15 protein-coding genes are annotated in these 15,726 nt (G+C 61.9%); 2 read left to right on the forward strand and 13 right to left on the reverse strand.

The window, feature by feature from the left end:
- Positions 1–130: 130 nt before the first annotated feature.
- From LOY70_RS21485 to LOY70_RS21540, 12 genes are all read right to left on the reverse strand, one after another.
- Positions 131–721, reverse strand: coding sequence for an NTP transferase domain-containing protein (locus LOY70_RS21485; protein WP_265029256.1), 591 nt, complete (start codon positions 719–721; stop codon positions 131–133).
- Between the two features lie 20 nt (positions 722–741).
- Positions 742–1,713 carry an XdhC family protein gene (locus LOY70_RS21490; RefSeq protein WP_265029257.1) on the reverse strand — a complete coding sequence of 324 codons (972 nt, stop codon included), beginning with the start codon at positions 1,711–1,713 and terminating at the stop codon, positions 742–744.
- Complete coding sequence (locus LOY70_RS21495) at positions 1,713–4,028, reverse strand: xanthine dehydrogenase family protein molybdopterin-binding subunit (protein ID WP_265029258.1); 2,316 nt, start codon at positions 4,026–4,028, stop codon at positions 1,713–1,715. Before LOY70_RS21495 ends, LOY70_RS21490 begins: the two co-directional genes overlap by 1 nt.
- Positions 4,025–4,495, reverse strand: a complete 471-nt coding sequence (locus LOY70_RS21500) for a (2Fe-2S)-binding protein (protein ID WP_025214869.1) — start codon at positions 4,493–4,495, stop codon at positions 4,025–4,027. Before LOY70_RS21500 ends, LOY70_RS21495 begins: the two co-directional genes overlap by 4 nt.
- A 267-nt stretch (positions 4,496–4,762) precedes the next feature.
- The gene (gene murB / locus LOY70_RS21505; protein WP_265029259.1) at positions 4,763–5,782 is read right to left on the reverse strand and encodes a UDP-N-acetylmuramate dehydrogenase; all 1,020 of its coding nucleotides are present in this window, start codon (positions 5,780–5,782) and stop codon (positions 4,763–4,765) included.
- Positions 5,779–6,243 (reverse strand): low molecular weight protein-tyrosine-phosphatase, encoded by a 465-nt coding sequence (locus tag LOY70_RS21510; RefSeq protein ID WP_265029260.1) that lies wholly within the window; start codon positions 6,241–6,243, stop codon positions 5,779–5,781. The genes murB and LOY70_RS21510 overlap by 4 nt, the downstream gene beginning before the upstream one ends.
- Positions 6,243–7,007: a 3-deoxy-manno-octulosonate cytidylyltransferase gene (gene kdsB, locus LOY70_RS21515; protein ID WP_265029261.1), complete on the reverse strand. Its 765-nt coding sequence runs from the start codon at positions 7,005–7,007 to the stop codon at positions 6,243–6,245. Before kdsB ends, LOY70_RS21510 begins: the two co-directional genes overlap by 1 nt.
- Positions 7,004–7,189, reverse strand: coding sequence for a Trm112 family protein (locus tag LOY70_RS21520; RefSeq protein ID WP_265029262.1), 186 nt, complete (start codon positions 7,187–7,189; stop codon positions 7,004–7,006). The genes kdsB and LOY70_RS21520 overlap by 4 nt, the downstream gene beginning before the upstream one ends.
- Positions 7,190–7,212: 23 nt before the next feature.
- Positions 7,213–8,223 (reverse strand): tetraacyldisaccharide 4'-kinase, encoded by a 1,011-nt coding sequence (lpxK, locus tag LOY70_RS21525; protein ID WP_265029263.1) that lies wholly within the window; start codon positions 8,221–8,223, stop codon positions 7,213–7,215.
- Positions 8,223–8,651 carry an ExbD/TolR family protein gene (locus tag LOY70_RS21530; protein WP_013694002.1) on the reverse strand — a complete coding sequence of 143 codons (429 nt, stop codon included), beginning with the start codon at positions 8,649–8,651 and terminating at the stop codon, positions 8,223–8,225. Before LOY70_RS21530 ends, lpxK begins: the two co-directional genes overlap by 1 nt.
- On the reverse strand, positions 8,648–9,283 hold the full coding sequence (locus tag LOY70_RS21535) for a MotA/TolQ/ExbB proton channel family protein (RefSeq protein ID WP_170842311.1): 636 nt from the start codon (positions 9,281–9,283) through the stop codon (positions 8,648–8,650). Before LOY70_RS21535 ends, LOY70_RS21530 begins: the two co-directional genes overlap by 4 nt.
- A gap of 96 nt (positions 9,284–9,379) precedes the next feature.
- Positions 9,380–11,626 carry a DNA internalization-related competence protein ComEC/Rec2 gene (locus LOY70_RS21540; RefSeq protein ID WP_265029264.1) on the reverse strand — a complete coding sequence of 749 codons (2,247 nt, stop codon included), beginning with the start codon at positions 11,624–11,626 and terminating at the stop codon, positions 9,380–9,382.
- A gap of 145 nt (positions 11,627–11,771) precedes the next feature.
- On the opposite strand from LOY70_RS21540, the gene LOY70_RS21545 reads away from it, so the two are divergent.
- Entirely contained in the window at positions 11,772–12,287 is a 516-nt protein-coding gene (locus tag LOY70_RS21545; protein ID WP_025214877.1) for a DUF2062 domain-containing protein, read from the forward strand.
- Between the two features lie 745 nt (positions 12,288–13,032).
- On the opposite strand, the gene LOY70_RS21550 is transcribed toward LOY70_RS21545, so the two are convergent.
- Positions 13,033–14,334, reverse strand: coding sequence for an IS4 family transposase (locus LOY70_RS21550; protein ID WP_265037986.1), 1,302 nt, complete (start codon positions 14,332–14,334; stop codon positions 13,033–13,035).
- Positions 14,335–14,573: 239 nt separating this feature from the next.
- On the opposite strand from LOY70_RS21550, the gene LOY70_RS21555 reads away from it, so the two are divergent.
- Positions 14,574–15,605, forward strand: coding sequence for an IS110 family transposase (locus LOY70_RS21555; protein WP_265038044.1), 1,032 nt, complete (start codon positions 14,574–14,576; stop codon positions 15,603–15,605).
- Positions 15,606–15,726 lie beyond the last annotated feature (121 nt).

Here is a 15,726-nt window from a genome sequence, read left to right on the forward strand (position 1 = left end):
GACTTATGCCCACTGAAGATCCAATGCGGGAGCGAGCTTGCTCGCGATGGCGCCGGGTCAGTTTGCCTCAATGCCGAAGTCAGACCGCTTTCGCGAGCAAGCTCGCTCCCACCGGGTTCTGCGTCGCCTGTTATTTGAAGGCCAGTGCCTCTGGCACATCGACATCCCACGTCACGCCAGGGTCGTCCACCGGCACTTCGACCACTTGCGCCCCGGCAAACAATACCTTGGCCCCCCGATCGCCGGTCAACGCCATCAGTTTCGGCCCAAACTCACGACCGAATCCAACCGGATGCCCGTACTCACCGGCCAGGACCGGCACGCTGATGCCATCCTCGCGAATCCCCGCCACCACCTGCTCGATGCTCGACGGCAGAATGAACGGCATATCACCCAGTACCATCAACCACCCAGCAAGGTCCGGGCAGGCTTGGACACCGGCCGCGATGCTGTCCCCCAAACCGGGCGAATCCAGCTCCAAGAAATCGCAGCCGTAGGCTTGGGCCATGCGGATGACTTGCGGACGATCCCGGCTCGTCACCAAGACGCGCTTTTCCAGGGAGGCAGGCAAATTCACCAGCACCTGCTCGATCACCGAGCGGACGGTACCGTCGCGCCCGGTGCAATCGGCCAGCAACTTATCCTTATCGGCACCTGCTACCTGACGGAAACGGCTGCCCGATCCGGCCGCGAGAATGATCACGCCTATCGACCCACTCATACGCCCTCCTCACCTTCGGCTTACAGCGGCTTTTTCTGACGCAGTTCCACGCCATTTTTGATCGCCACGATTTCGGCCAGCAGCGACAAAGCGATTTCCGCAGGCGTGTGACTGCCGATGTACAGGCCGATCGGCCCATGCAGCCGCTCGATAGCCTGTGCTGACAAGCCTAGCTGAGCCAGGTTGTCCCGGCGTTTCTGGCTGTTGACCCGCGAACCCAGGGCGCCGACATAGAACGCCTTGGAATCCAGGGCGGTCAGCAGCGCCATGTCATCCAGGCGTGGATCATGGGTCAGGGCCACGATGGCGGTGCGCTCGTCGGGCTGGATACTCAGCACCGCTTCGTCGGGCATACCCGAGACGAACCGGCCATGCTGCTCCTCCCAACCGTAGACAAACTCTTTGCGTGGATCGCAGATCAGCACTTCAAAGTCCAGCAGCCGGGCCATTTCCGCCACGTAACGCGACAGTTGCCCGGCACCGATCAACAAAAGCCGCCAACGCGGGCCGTAGATGGCCCGCAGGACGTGGCCATCGAACACCAAGGCGTCGGTTTTACTGGCCGCTGTCAGCACCACCTGCCCCGTGCCAACCGTCAGTTCACGGGCAACAATCTCGTGGGCTTCGCAGCGCTCCAACAGCTCAGCCACCCACTGTGGATCGCCAACCCGCTCTTCGGTCAGACGCAAGGTGCCGCCGCACGGCAGGCCGAAGCGCGCCGCCTCCTCACGGGTCACGCCATAGATGATCAGTTGCACCGGTGGTCCATCCGCCGGAATGCGACCGTCGTGCAGCCGGGCGATCAAGTCATCCTCGACACAACCGCCCGACACCGAGCCAATCACCACGCCATCTTCGCGCAGGGCCAGCATTGCCCCCGGCGGCCTCGGTGCAGTGCCCCAGGTCTGGACCACGGTGAACAACACCACCCGCTGCCCGGCGCGGCGCCATTGAAGCACGCTGCGCAAGACGTTCAGATCAACGCTGTCCATCAGGCTTTGGCCTGTTGCCAGCCTTGCAGCTGATAACGCACCGGCAGGCTGCGAATGCGCTGACCGGTGGCAGCGAAAATCGCGTTGCACAGGGCCGGCGCAATCGGCGGCACGCCCGGCTCGCCGACACCGCCCAACGGCACCTCCCCCGGCGGAGTGACCAAATGCACCGCCACTTCCTTGGGCGCCAGGGACATGCGCGCCACTTCGTACATGTGGAAATTGTCCTGCTGCACCTTGCCATCCTTGAAGCTGATTTCACCCACCATGGCATTGCCCAGGCCCATGACGCAGGCGCCTTCGAATTGCGAGCGGATACGCTCAGGGTTGATCTGCGGGCCGCAGTCCACGGCAATGTCCGCCTTGTGCACGATCACCGTGCCATCGTCCTTGACCTCCACCTCGAGCACCGCCGCCACGTAGGTGACGAAGCTGTAGTGCACCGCCAGCCCCAGGCCACGCCCCTTGGGCAGTTCCCGGCCCCAACCGGCGGCCTTCGCGGCGGTTTCCAGCACCGTGCGGATCCGCGCCGTATCAATCGGGTAACGCTCGGGGGATTCGCCGTAGTTCCATTCTTCGCTCAAGGTACGCGGATCGATCTTACGGTCCGGTCCGAGCAATTTGAGCTGGTACTTCAGCGGATCCTGACCGGCTTTGTGGGCCAGCTCGTCAATGAAGCTCTGGATTGCGAAGCCGTGAGGAATGTTCGACACCGAGCGATACCAGCCCACCCGGGCATGAGCCACCGCTTCGGGGTTTTCCAGGCGCAGGTTGGGAATGGCGTAGGCCATGTTGGTCACGCCCATGCCTATTTCGAACGGCGCCTCGTGAGTCATGCCCGGTGCAAACAATGCGGTGATGCTCGGGGCTACGGTGCGGTGCAGCCAACCGGACGGCATACCGTCCTGGTTCAGGCCAGCCTTCAGGTATTCGGCCGATACAGTGTGGAAATACGAGTGATGAATGTCGTCCTCGCGGGTCCATTGCACCCGTACTGCCTGGCCGGGAAACTCCTTGGCGAGGACGGCCGCTTCGACGACAAAGTCAGGTTTTGACTTGCGTCCGAAACCGCCGCCCAGCAACGTGATGTTCACCGTGACCTTCTCGAAAGCAATACCCAGGCGTTCGGCGACACGTTCACGGGTCACCTGCGGCGCCTGGCTCGGCGCCCAAGCCTCGCATTGACCGTCCTTGAACCGGGCAACGGCAACCATCGGCTCCATAGGGGACTGGGACAGGTGCGGCAAATAGTACGACGCCTCCAACGTCGAATCAGCCTTGGCCAGCGCATCGTCGAGGTCACCGCTGCTGCGCACGACTTTTCCGGGCTTGAGGGCGGCCGCTTCCAGTTCCTTGCGATAGGCAATGGAGTCATAACCGGCATTCGGGCCGTCATCCCATTCGATTTTCAGCGCTTCGCGGCCTTTGATCGCCGCCCAAGTGTTTTTCGCCAGCACCGCCACACCGCCCAGGGGTTGGAATTCCGAGGGCAGCGGACGCCCTTCGATCTGCACCACCTTGACCACGCCCGGTACTTTCAGCGCCGCGCTGCTGTCCACGGTCTTGACCTTGCCGCCATAGACCGGCGGACGGGCGATAACGGCGTAAAGCATGCCGTCGAAATGCACATCGGCACCGTACACGGCGCGGCCATTGACGATGTCTTCGCCATCGATGGCCCGGCTCGCTTCCTTGCCAATGTAGCGGAACTCGGATGGCTGCTTGAGACGCAGGCTGTCGCGGGCCGGCACCGGCAAGGCACTGGCGGCGGCAGCCAATTCGCCATAGCCCAATTCGCGGCCGGAAGGCTGGTGCAGCACTTTGTGCAATTGCGCACGGCACTCACCCACCGGGACGTTCCACTGCGCGGCGGCGGCTTGTTCCAGCATGGTCCGGGCAGCGGCACCGCAACGGCGCATCGGCTCGTACCAGTGACGCATGCTGCGCGAACCGTCGGTGTCCTGGTTGCCAAAACGCGCTTCATCGGCCGGGGCCTGCTTGACCAAGACCCTGGCCCAATCGGCGTCCAATTCATCGGCCACCACCATGCTCAGGCTGGTACGTACACCCTGGCCCATTTCCGAACGGTTGCAGATCACCGTCACACTGCCATCGGCGGCGATACTCACGTACACCTTCGGGTCATCGATCGCGCCATGGGGCATGCCCTCGGCGCCGTATTTCTTTTCCTCGGCAAAGGCATCCTGCAGGCCCCAGCTGGCAGCCAGCACCAGCACACCGGTGGCGCTGGCGCCTTTGAGGAAGCCACGACGGCTGAGGTTACTCAGCACAAAATCATTGGGCAAACGGCTCATGCCTTGGCCTCCTTCAGGTGAGTGGAGGCCTGGCGGATCGCGGTCTTGATCCGGTTATAGGTGCCACAGCGGCAGAGGTTACCGACCATGGCTTCTTCAATCTGCTCATCGCTCGGGTTGGGGTTGGTCTTGAGCAAGGCGGTCGCGGACATGATTTGCCCGCCCTGGCAGTAACCACACTGGGCCACTGCGCTATCGAGCCAGGCCTTCTGGACGACTTGCCCGACGGGGTCGGTATGCAGCGCGTCGATGGTGCTGATGTCCTGCCCTTTCACTGAGCCGATCGGCGTAATGCAGCTGCGCGCCGGGGCCCCGTCGATGTGAATAGTGCACGCGCCGCACAGGCCCATGCCGCAGCCGAATTTAGTGCCGTTGTAACCGGCCACATCCCGGATAGCCCACAGCAGCGGCATGTCCTCGGTCACATCCAGTTGATGATCTTTTCCATTGAGTTTCAGGGTAATCATGGGCACGCCCGCATAGTGGTTCGAGTTATGGGGTCGAGCAATCTGCCGTTTGGTTCACGGTTCGGTTGTCGCAGACTGGCTCAGGCTGATCGGGCTCTCTTATGCATGCGCACGCAGGCGTCTGCACCGGGCCTTCAAGATGCCAATGGTGACATCGTTAGCGAGCTAAATTAACCCAGGATCAAGCAAAACGCCCTGCACAATCCTGCACGAATGATCGTTTACAGGGTGTGCAGGGCGTTTTTCAGAGGGTTGCGAAAGCGCGCTTCAGTACCGATTGGGTTCCATTTCCAGCTCGACCTGGAAACGTTCGGCGATGTCTTTCTGGATGCGCCGGGCCAGGTCCAACAGTTGCAGGCCAGTGGCATTGCCATAGTTGACCAGCACCAGCGCCTGCAACGTGTGCACCCCAGCGTCACCTTCGCGGAAACCCTTCCAGCCGGCCCGTTCGATCAGCCAGCCGGCGGCGACTTTCATCTGCCCTTCGGGCTGTGGATAAGCCACCAGGTCCGGGTACTGCACTTTGAGTTGCGCCACGTGCGAGGCCGGCACCAGCGGATTCTTGAAAAAACTGCCGGCATTGCCCAACACGGCCGGGTCTGGAAGTTTTTCGCTGCGAATGCTGCAAATGGCCCGACTGACATCGGTAGGCGTCGCCTGCTCGATGCCCTGCTCGGTCAACCGTTGGCGGACCGGGCCGTACTCCAGGTGCAGATGCGCGGCGCGACTGAGGGCAAAACGCACCCGCAGGATCAGCCAGCGCCCCGCCTGCTGCTTGAACAGACTGTCGCGGTAGGCGAAACGGCATTCTTCGAGGGTGAAATCGCGCAGCCCGCCGGTTTGGCGATCCAGGGCGGTGAGGCCAGCGAAGACGTCCTTGATCTCGACACCGTAGGCGCCGATGTTTTGCATCGGTGCCGCCCCGACGGTTCCGGGAATCAGGCTGAGGTTCTCCAACCCCGACCAACCTTGCGCCAACGTGTGCTGGACGAAGGGGTGCCACGGCTCCCCTGCTTCGGCTTCGACCACCACCCGTTCGCCATCATCGCTGAGCAGGCGAACCCCTTTGCTCGCCATGCGCAGCACCAGCGCATCGATGTCGTCGGTCAGCAACAGGTTGCTGCCGCCGCCGATCACCAGCAGCGGCACCTCATGTCCGGAGGCATAGGCCAGCGCCTCGCGAACATCATCATCGCTGTGGGCTTCGGCGAACAACCGAGCCGTCACGTCCACGCCAAAACTGTTGAAGGGCTTGAGGCTGACGCCCGCCTGTATCTGCAGGGTCATAAGCGCCCCTTTAATTCGATCACCAGGCGATCCGTGGCCCGCTCGATCAAGTCCAACACCTGCTCGAAGCCCTGCTCGCCGTCGTAGTACGGGTCCGGCACGTCATCGAGTTCAGCCTCGTAGCGCCGCAGGAACAGGTCCAGCTCGGCCCTGCCGTTGGCCGGTTGCAGGGCCTTAAGGTGGCGCAAGTTGCTGCTGTCCATTGCCAGAATCAGGTCGTAGGCGGCGAAGTCGGCGCGGGTCACCTGTTGCGCGCGCTGGGCCGACAAGTCGTAGCCCCGTTTCAGGGCCGCCGCCTGGCTGCGCTTGTCCGGGGCCTTGCCCACATGCCAGTCACCGGTGCCGGCGGAAGCGACTTCCACCTGCCCGCCCAGCCCAGCCTCGCGCAGCTTGTGGCGCAAGATGCCTTCGGCGGTGGGCGAACGGCAGATATTGCCGAGGCAGACGAACAGAACCCGCATCAGGCCTCCAGCAGGCGACGAACGCGCTCGAGGTCTTCAGCGGTATCGACACCCGTTGGCGGGGCAATCAGCGCATCGGCGACATGAATTCGCACGCCATGCCACAGGGCACGCAGTTGCTCCAGGGACTCGGTGTTTTCCAGCCAGCATGGGCCCCATGCAACGAAGTCCTGGAGGAAACCGGCGCGGTAGGCATAGATGCCGATGTGGCGGCGGTACGGCACGCCTTCCGGCATCACGTCCTGGTTTTGCGCGAACGCATCCCGGGCCCAGGGCAATGTCGCACGGCTGAAGGTCAGCGCCAGGCCGTTGAGGTCGCTGACCACCTTGACCACGCTAGGGTTGAACAGGGTCTGCACATCCTTGATCGGTTCGGCCAGGGTGGCCATGCGTGCCTCGACATGGGCCGCCAGGTTCGCCGCGACCTGATCGATCACGCTGGGCGGGATCAACGGTTCATCGCCCTGCACATTGACCACGATGGCGTCAGGTGCCAGGCCGAGTTTCTCGGCGACCTCCGCCAGGCGGTCAGTGCCGGAATTGTGGTCCTCGCGGGTCAGGACTACCTCGGCGCCAAAGCCTTTGCAGGCCTCCACGATGCGCGCATCGTCCGTCGCCACCACCACACGCTGAGCGCTGCTTTTGCAGGCCTGTTCCCACACGTGCTGGATCATCGGCTTGCCAGCGATCAACAGCAACGGTTTGCCGGGCAGGCGTGTCGAGGCGAAGCGCGAGGGGATGACGACGGTAAAGGCTGTAGTCATTTATCCAGGCGCTCATCGGTGGTCAGGGTACGGGCTTCGCTTTCGAGCATTACCGGGATGCCATCACGAATCGGATAGGCCAGGCCGGCGCCCTTACTGATCAGTTCGCTCTTGTCGGCGCTGAGCTTGAGCGGGCCTTTGCAGACTGGGCAGGCCAGAATGTCGAGCAATTTGGTGTCCATGGAACTCCCCTGGATAAAAGGTTTTAAGGCAAAAGCCGATCCGGCAACAGGCGCATCAACTGCGTATCGAACCAGTCCGCGAAGGCCGGCGATGGCGCGGCGTCTACCGCCAGGTACCACCAGTCGGGTGCGGCGAAGGCACGGCATTTGACGGCGTCCTTTTCCGTCATGACCACCGGCAACGAAGGCGTGAAATTCAACGCCTGGGCGCTGTATTCGGCATGGTCGGCAAACCCGTGCGGTATTGGCCGCCAGTGTAGCGTTTCGAGGGTCTTGAAGAAACGCTGGGGATTGCCGATGCCAGCCACCGCGTGCAAGGCCTGGCCGGCTGGAAAATGGTCGAGGGGCCGTCGTTCGCCGCTGGCCAGGTTCACCAGTTCGGTGGGGCGCAACTCGAAAGCGAAGCCGTCTTCGCGGTCGGCACTGGCACCGTTGTACAGCACGGCGTCGACCGATTGCAGGCGCTCGACCGGCTCGCGCAACGGACCGGCGGGCAGGCAGCGTCGGTTACCCAGGCCACGGGCGTTGTCGATCAGCACCAGCTCAAGGTCCCGGGCCAGACGGTAATGCTGCATGCCGTCATCAGACAGGATCAGGTCCAGCGCCTCGGTTTCCAGCAGTGCCCGGACCGCACGGCTGCGATCAGGATCGATCATCAGCGGCACGCCGGTGCGCTGGACAATCAGCAGCGGCTCGTCGCCCGCAACGTCGGCGCCCTGCTCGGCCTCGACCTGCCATGGCAGTTGTGGCGGCTTGGCGCCATAGCCCCGACTGACCACACCGACCCGCAGGCCTCTGCGCTGGCAGTGCTGGATCATCCACAGGATCAACGGCGTCTTGCCGGTGCCGCCGACCGTGATATTGCCGACTACGATCAGCGGCACGGGGGGCTGATAGATCTCCCCCTCGCCGGCCAGGAATCGCTCCCGCCTGCCCACCACCACCCGCCGATACAGCCATTCCAGTGGCCGCAACAACGTCAGGGCCGGATGACCTTCGTACCACGCGGCAAGCAAACGATCGGACATGGCCATCAGGGTGCGGGCGCCGCCTCGACCGTGGTCATGCGCAAATGGCTGAAACCGAGCTTGCCGGCGGCGTCCATGGCGGTGATGACCGATTGATGAGGGGTCTTGCCATCGGCACTGATGGACAGCGGCAGGTTGGTGTCGCCGCCGGACTCCTTCTGCAGGGCCTCGATCAGGCTCGCCAGGTCACTCTTGGGCAGCAGTTGGTTGTTCACCGAGAACGCACCTTCGGCGCTGATGGTGATTTCCAGGTTTTTCAGTTGCTGGTCTTCAGCTGGCGAGCCACTGACGGCTTGCGGCAATTCGACCTTGAGCTGGGTTTCCCGGGTGAACGTGGTGGTCACGACAAAAAACAGCAGCAGGATGAACACCACGTCGATCAACGACGCGAGGTTGATCTCGATGTTTTCCCGGGGTTTGCGGCGGAATTTCACTGCTTGCCCCCGGCCAGGTCCACGTCACGATCACCTTGCACCACCTCCACCAACTTGATGGCTTCCTGCTCCATACCCACCACAAGCTCGTCGACGCGGCGTTGCAGGAACCGATGGAAGAACACCGCCGGGATACCCACCATCAGGCCGGCAGCGGTGGTGATCAAGGCTTTGGAAATCCCCCCCGCCAGCACTGCGGCGTTGGTAGTCATGCCGGAGCCGGTGAACGCGCTGAAAATGTCGATCATACCCAGCACCGTACCCAACAGCCCCAGCAGCGGGGACATGGCGGCGATGGTGCCCAGGGTGTTGATGTAGCGCTCCAGTTCATGGATGACCCGGGCGGCGGCCTCTTCGATGCACTCCTTCATGATCTCGCGACCATGCTTGGAGTTCGCCAGGCCTGCAGCCAGGACTTCGCCCAGGGGCGAACTGGCCCGTAGTTCCTTGAGCTTGTCCTTGTTCAGTTGTTTGTCCTTGATCCAGACCCACACCTGCCCGAGCAAATGCTCCGGGGTCACGCGGCTGGCCCGCAGGGTCCAGAGGCGTTCGGCAACGATGCCCAGTGCCGCGATGGAGCTCAGAATGATCGGCAACATCATCCAGCCGCCGGATTTGACCAATTCCCACACAGTGACAGCCCCCTCGAAAAAGTGCGCCACTTTATCATACAGACACGCCTTGGAGGCCCGACCTGCCGATAAGTCCGTCGCGCAAGGTGACCTGCGTCAATGTCCGGCCTTTAGCCCCGCAGACGGCGGACTGCGCCAATAGCGTCGTTGCCCGGCCTCGGTGAAAGGAGGTTCATGGGCGCCCAGTTGCAGACGAATGGCGCCCTGTTCGGCGCTGTCGTAAATCGCCATCCCCAGCCGTCGGTAGCGAGCGACCACCCGGGGATGCGGATGACCAAACGCGTTGCCTTGTCCCCGGGAAATCAACACCGAATGAGGTTTCAAGCGCGACAACAGCGCCATCGACGAGGAGCTGCGGCTGCCATGATGCGCAGCGGCCAACCATTGGATCGGTACCGCCAGGGGCCCATCGAGCAAGGCGCGTTCAGCATGGGTATCGATATCGCCAGTCAGCAGCAGGCGTTCACCGCCGGCCTCCACCAGCAAGACGCAGGACTTCTGGTTGCTTTCCAGGGCTGCGGACCATTGCCAGAGTTCGAACCTGACCCCGTCCCACTCCCATCGCTCGCCGCTGTCGCAGGCTCCCGCCTGCAGTTCATCAGGCAGCGCGGCAGGATCTCCGCTGATCACGCGCGTCGTTGACAGGCCGTTACGCACGGCGCGGGCACCGCCAGCGTGGTCGGCATCGGCATGGCTGAGCAGCATCAAATCCAGGGCCTGCACCCCCAGCTTGCGCAAGGTGGGCAGCACGACACGCTCGCCCGCGTCAGCCTCACCAAAGCGCGGCCCGGCATCGTAGAGCAGAGTATGGCGACGGGTACGCACGAGCACCGCAAGCCCTTGGCCTACGTCCAGGTGCCAGATTTCGGCATGGCCTGGCGGCACGCTTTCTCGCGGCGGGAAAACCATCAACAGCAGCATCGGCCACCCCAGCACCCGCAGCGGCAGGCCCTTGGGCAACAGCAGTAAAAAAGCACCGAGGGCGGCGATGCCCCAGGCCCAGAGCGGGACCGAAGCAGGCATCCACGCCGGCATTCGCCCGGCAACCCATGCCAGCCCTTCGAACAACAAATCGAGCAAGCCGCCCGCCATCCACAGCAGCCCCTCACCAATGAATGGCACCGGCAACAACGCCGTGCCGAGCAGCGCCGATGGCAACACCAACAGGCTGATCCAAGGCACTGCCAGCAAGTTCACCAGGGGGCCGCTGAGGCTGACCGGCAAGCCCAATATCAATAGCAACGGACACAGGCCGACCGCAACCAGCCATTGGGCACGGGTCCAGGTCTGCCACCAGCGCCAGGGACCCAGGCGACCGCCAAAGGTGAACATCAGTATCGCCACCGCCGCAAACGACAGCCAGAATCCTGGTCTCAGGCTGGCCAGCGGATCGAACAGCAGCACGCCATTAAAGGCCAGCAGCCAGGCCCACCAAGGGTCCGGATGTTTGAAGCGCCAGCGCCACAGCAGCACCAGGCCGATCATCGTGCAGGCCCGCCGCACCGGCACCTCGAAGCCGGCCAGCAAGCCGTAGCCCAGGGCCGCGCTGAAGGCCAGCGCGCAGGCCCAGGGCAACCACGGCAGACGCGCCGGCCACACGCCATAGCGTGCTGCACCGGCCACAAGCAGGTACACCAGCCCGGCGAGCAGGCCGATGTGCTGCCCGGAAATCACCAGCAAATGGACGGTTCCCGTGTCTTGCAGCACTTGCCAGTCATCGCGGCTCAACCCACTGCCGTCGCCAAGTACCAAAGCCGCCAACGCACCGGAACGCCCCTGGGCATCGACCTGGGCCAGCGCCTGTCGCACGCCGTCGCGCCACGCGCCCTGGGCGGGCAGGAGGCGACGGCCGTCCTTGACCGTGCCAGTCGCCCCGATGCCTCGACTCAACAGCCAGGCTTCATAGTCAAAACCGTGTGGGTTCAGCAGCCCGGCGGGCCGTTTGAGTTTCACTGCCAATCGCCATCGCTCGCCGCTGCTGACGGGCGGACCGCCAAACCAGGCCAGGCGCATCGAGGTTGGCAGCCGGGTACGCCGTGACTGGGCATCGGCCAGTTCGAAACGCACCACGCCGTCGCTGTACTGCGGCAAGCCGACGACGCGGCCTTCGACCCAGCGGGTTTCTCCGTCCAGCGTGGCGGGTAATCGGTCGTCCAGCGCAAACTGCGCCGACAGACAAGCCCAAGCCAATCCGAACAGGAAAAAACCCAGCGGATAGGTTCGAAACGGCAAAACCATCAGCGCGAACACCGGCATGGCTGCAATCAGCCACAACGGCGGCAGTGCCGGTAAAAAAACCGGGGCCAACAGCCCCAGTGCAAGCGCGACGAATCCTGTGCGCATAACCCCGTCCTTGAGAGTCCCCTCTTCAGGCATAGCCGGTCAGGGGCACCGCGGGCGTTATCAATTGTCACAAAGTCTGAATCTGTCAGCCGTAGAATCCGGACATACTTGCGGCTTTATTGCTTTGAACCGACCGAGAAGCCTTATGCCCCGGCGCCTATTCAAACGTTACATGCCTGACCCAGAGAGCATTCGGGAACATAAATCCTTACGCTTTCTCGGCACCCTTTTGCACGATCCCAACCTTTGGCACCTCAATCGTCATTCCGTGGCACGGGCGATGGCTGTCGGTCTGTTTGCCGCTTTCCTGCCGATCCCTTTGCAGATGTTACTGGCCGCAGCGCTGGCTATCACGGTGCGCGGCAATATACCGATCGCAGTGAGCCTGGTCTGGCTGACCAATCCGATCACCATGCCGGCGGTATTTTTCTGCACCTATCAGACCGGCGCCTGGCTGATGGATGTACCGCCCCGCACGTTGCCTGAGGAACTGACTTGGGAATGGATCAGCGGCCAGCTGGCCACTTTGTGGCAACCGTTTCTGTTGGGTTCGGTGGTGACCGGCCTGGTGCTGGGTGCACTCGCCTACTTCGTCACCATGAGCTATTGGCGTTGGTGGGTGACTCGGCAGTGGAAGCGGCGTAAGAAAAGTCGGATGTGAGGGGTTTTGTGTGTATATCCGTTGCTGTGGTAACGGCTACTGGCGGTTCCGCCCTTACGGCGGCTCACTTTTGAGAAGCGCAAACGCTCTTGCCCCACCACTCGGTGCCTCGCTAGGGCTCGGCATGCCTGAACGAAGGCATTGCTCCGTGGGCCGCCGCGAAGGGCCATCCATGGCCCAGCGCGGCTAACCCGGCATCCATGCCGGGTTGCCCACTGCGCAATACCTTCGTTCAGCCAGCGTGGTTAATGGGGCGCCCCAGATCAAAATCAAAAGCTAAAGCGAGGCGGCCTTATAGCCGACCTGATTTGGGATGAACGCGTTCCTCCTGTGGGAGCGGGCTTGCTCGCGAAAGCGGAAGGTCAGTTTGTGGTGATGTTGGCTGTGCCGACGCCATCGCGAGCAAGCTCGCTCCCACAGGTTTTTTGTGTCGTGTGCAGATGCTGTGAACACCCGCCACTCCATGTGGGAGCGAGCTTGCTCGCGATAGCGGTGGTCCAGCCACACAGATGCTGGATATACCCCCCGCTCTTGCTTTGCTTTAGATCTTGATCTTGATCTCGACGCCCCATTAACCACGCTGGCCGAACGCAGGTATTGCGCAGTGGGCCCACGGAGCAATGCCTGCGTTCGGGCATGCCGAGCCTAGGCGAGGCACCGAGTGGTGGGGCAAAGCGCTTTGGTTACTTTCGCCTGGGCCGGCTTCCGGATTTTCGAAAGTGACCCGCCGTAAGGGCCAGCCCTTTCAAGGTCTTTTGGCTTTAGCTGCCTTGAGCACCCGATCCGTTGACACATGGGCATTCGCGGCTTTGCCTTCAAGCCACTCCTTTGCCTTGGGCACTTTCGGGCCTCGCTTGCTCTTGGCGACCGCTTTGGGCTGGATATTTCGAGCGAGTGCAAGCAGGTACTGAGTCAGTCCTGCAGCGGGGATCGGGATGCATAGATATTCTGGCAAGGCTATTTGCATCCCCTCGTAACCGCTGCGTACCTGTACCGTTAGGTGAAAAATCGATGCTTCCCAATCGTCGGGCAGGGTCTGGCGATGCGCCTGCTCAACGCTGCGTTTGAGCACGGCCAGAACGTTGTAAGCCAACACGGCCGACGCAAATCCCAGCAGGGCTGCTTTAGGGTTGCCCAAGGATTCGATTTCACTGTCCAACACCGCTTCCAGGCGCTGGAACATCCCTTCGATGCTCCAGCGACGGCGATACAAATCGGCGATTTGCTCAGCACTGATAGAGTCTGGCAAGTTGCTCCAGAACAGCAGCTTGATGTCGCCGGATTCGGTGGGATTTTGCAGGTTCAGTTCGACTCGCCGCCACTGGCGTCCACCTTTTACTTCGATGGTTTGCTCGCGCACGCTGCCTGCCGCGACCGCGACAGGCACCTGCCAGTCGCTTTCCTTAAGCAGGCGTGGATGTTTGCTCTGTTCGCGAATGATGAACGAGGCCCCGGTATCTTCGCAGGCCTCCATGACCGGGAGCGTGCAGTAGAGTCGATCGGCCATCCACAGTTGTCCCGCACAGGCCTTTTCCAGCAAGGGCAGCACGCTGACGCGCTCGCTGGCATAAGCATCTTCACAAGGCTGAAGATCAACGACCTGGTCCAGATCGGGGTCGTAAACCACAACGGAAAAACCAGGCCGGGCGGCGCCCCGTTCACGGCGCAAAGCGCCCAGACGCTTTTCGCTGGAAGGCAGGTGGTTACCGTCAACGACCCGTAGTTGCCAGCCAGGCAAAATAGCTGAGTGCCCCAGTTCTTTTATCGTTGGTACCAAGCGCTCTGCGCTGCCGGTGACCAGGGCGCGCAGTAGCGCAGGCTCTGTGCGGCTGACTTTGTCATACAGCGCCGCCAAGCTGACAGGAAGATCCTCCATCTGCCGCGCGGCGGCATGCAGCGAAGGTCGCAAGCCCAATGAAACAAGGGACATCAGTTCAACGATGGTTGAAAACAAAAGCTCACGTGGGTACTGCCGTTGACGGTGCTCTTCAAACACCTGATCGACCCATTCAGCAGGAACAGCTTGTTCCAATATCACTCTGGTCATGACACTGGCCGGTGTTTTTTTCTCAAACCGCGCTAGAACTTCTGCCCACACTGCTTTCGTCACCCTGACTGGTTTTGGGGGATTTTATCAAAGACCTTGAAAGGGCTGGCCGTAATTGGATGGACTCGCCCTCGCCGAGGCGTCAATGCGCCGCGGTGGCAGTCTAAGAAGCCAACGACAGCGAGGGCGAGTCCATGAAAAAGAATACGACGCTTAAACAGTCCCTGTCTTCAATCGATCTGTCGGCCTGTACGACAGTGGCGATTGATCTTGCCAAGCAGGTATTTCAAGTCGCAGGCGAAGACGCCCTTGGCCGAGTGCTCTATGAAGAGCGCATCAAGTCGCGTGAGGCCTTCCACACCTTCTTGCGCCAATTGTCGCCAAGCATTGTTGTGCTGGTGGAAACCGGCCCAGGTGCTCAAGCATGGGCACGACAGTTACAGGCGCAAGGCAATCTGGCACGAGTTCTTCCGGCGCAACTGGTGGCTAACCACCGCAGCGGTGCAAAAAATGATCGCAACGATGCGCTGGCTATTTTACGTGCGGGACGGGACAGCAAGATTGCGGCGGTGCCCATCAAAAGTACTGCAGCACTGGCCATGCAGGCATTGCACCGTGCCCGGCAGGGTTATGTGCGTCGGCGTACAGCTACGAGTAACCAGATGCGTGGGCTATTGATGGAGCACGGTTTTGCCTTGGCACAAGGTGATGTTGCTATCAGTCAAACCCTACCTCGGGTGCTGGAGGATGCTACCCAACCACTGCCAGACATGTTGCGCGAACTCATCGACGAGTTGCTGGGCGAATGGCGCCAGTTAGGCGAGCGGATCAACATATTGACCGGTCGCTTGGAGATCGCTGCGAACCAGGATCAAACAGCCAGACGGTTAATGACGGTACGCGGTGTCGGTCCGATCATCGCCACAGCGATGCTAGCCAAGCAGACCGAACCCGAACGTTTTGCCGATGCACGCCAGTTTGCCGCCTACTTTGGCATGGTGCCTGATCAGAACAGCAGCGGGCAAAAGGTTCACTTGGGCCGAATGAGTAAAAGAGGCGATGGTTACATACGCAGCCTGATGGTTCAGGGGGCTCATGCCGTATTGAGGCACCTACGTCCTGATTCTGAGCAGCCCGACGATCGGCGCTTGCATCGCTGGTTGAGTCGCCTAGGACGTAAGGAGGCGGCGGTACGACTGGCGAATCGCAACCTACGAATCATCTGGGTGCTGCTACAGAATGACCAGACTTATCGCAGCCAACCGGCCTAAGGCCGGCCGGCTGCGACAAGTTACTGATCAACAGAGTTCTGCCACCGGGGCGTAAAAGCGCTCCAGCCCCTGCTAGAAAACATTGACCCCAGGTCAGACCGTCGCGGATTGATGCCTGCGC

Source organism: Pseudomonas sp. B21-054, assembly GCF_026016345.1.
In the GTDB taxonomy this organism is placed as follows: Bacteria; Pseudomonadota; Gammaproteobacteria; order Pseudomonadales; family Pseudomonadaceae; genus Aquipseudomonas.

Bases quoted from the DNA above. Each gene is read 5' to 3' on its own strand.
- LOY70_RS21485 (WP_265029256.1), bottom strand. From the start codon at position 721: ATGAGTGGGTCGATAGGCGTGATCATTCTCGCGGCCGGATCGGGCAGC.
- LOY70_RS21490 (WP_265029257.1), bottom strand. From the start codon at position 1,713: ATGGACAGCGTTGATCTGAACGTCTTGCGCAGCGTGCTTCAATGGCGC.
- LOY70_RS21495 (WP_265029258.1), bottom strand. From the start codon at position 4,028: ATGAGCCGTTTGCCCAATGATTTTGTGCTGAGTAACCTCAGCCGTCGT.
- LOY70_RS21500 (WP_025214869.1), bottom strand. From the start codon at position 4,495: ATGATTACCCTGAAACTCAATGGAAAAGATCATCAACTGGATGTGACC.
- murB (WP_265029259.1), bottom strand. From the start codon at position 5,782: ATGACCCTGCAGATACAGGCGGGCGTCAGCCTCAAGCCCTTCAACAGT.
- LOY70_RS21510 (WP_265029260.1), bottom strand. From the start codon at position 6,243: ATGCGGGTTCTGTTCGTCTGCCTCGGCAATATCTGCCGTTCGCCCACC.
- kdsB (WP_265029261.1), bottom strand. From the start codon at position 7,007: ATGACTACAGCCTTTACCGTCGTCATCCCCTCGCGCTTCGCCTCGACA.
- LOY70_RS21520 (WP_265029262.1), bottom strand. From the start codon at position 7,189: ATGGACACCAAATTGCTCGACATTCTGGCCTGCCCAGTCTGCAAAGGC.
- lpxK (WP_265029263.1), bottom strand. From the start codon at position 8,223: ATGGCCATGTCCGATCGTTTGCTTGCCGCGTGGTACGAAGGTCATCCG.
- LOY70_RS21540 (WP_265029264.1), bottom strand. From the start codon at position 11,626: ATGCGCACAGGATTCGTCGCGCTTGCACTGGGGCTGTTGGCCCCGGTT.
- LOY70_RS21545 (WP_025214877.1), top strand. From the start codon at position 11,772: ATGCCCCGGCGCCTATTCAAACGTTACATGCCTGACCCAGAGAGCATT.
- LOY70_RS21550 (WP_265037986.1), bottom strand. From the start codon at position 14,334: ATGACCAGAGTGATATTGGAACAAGCTGTTCCTGCTGAATGGGTCGAT.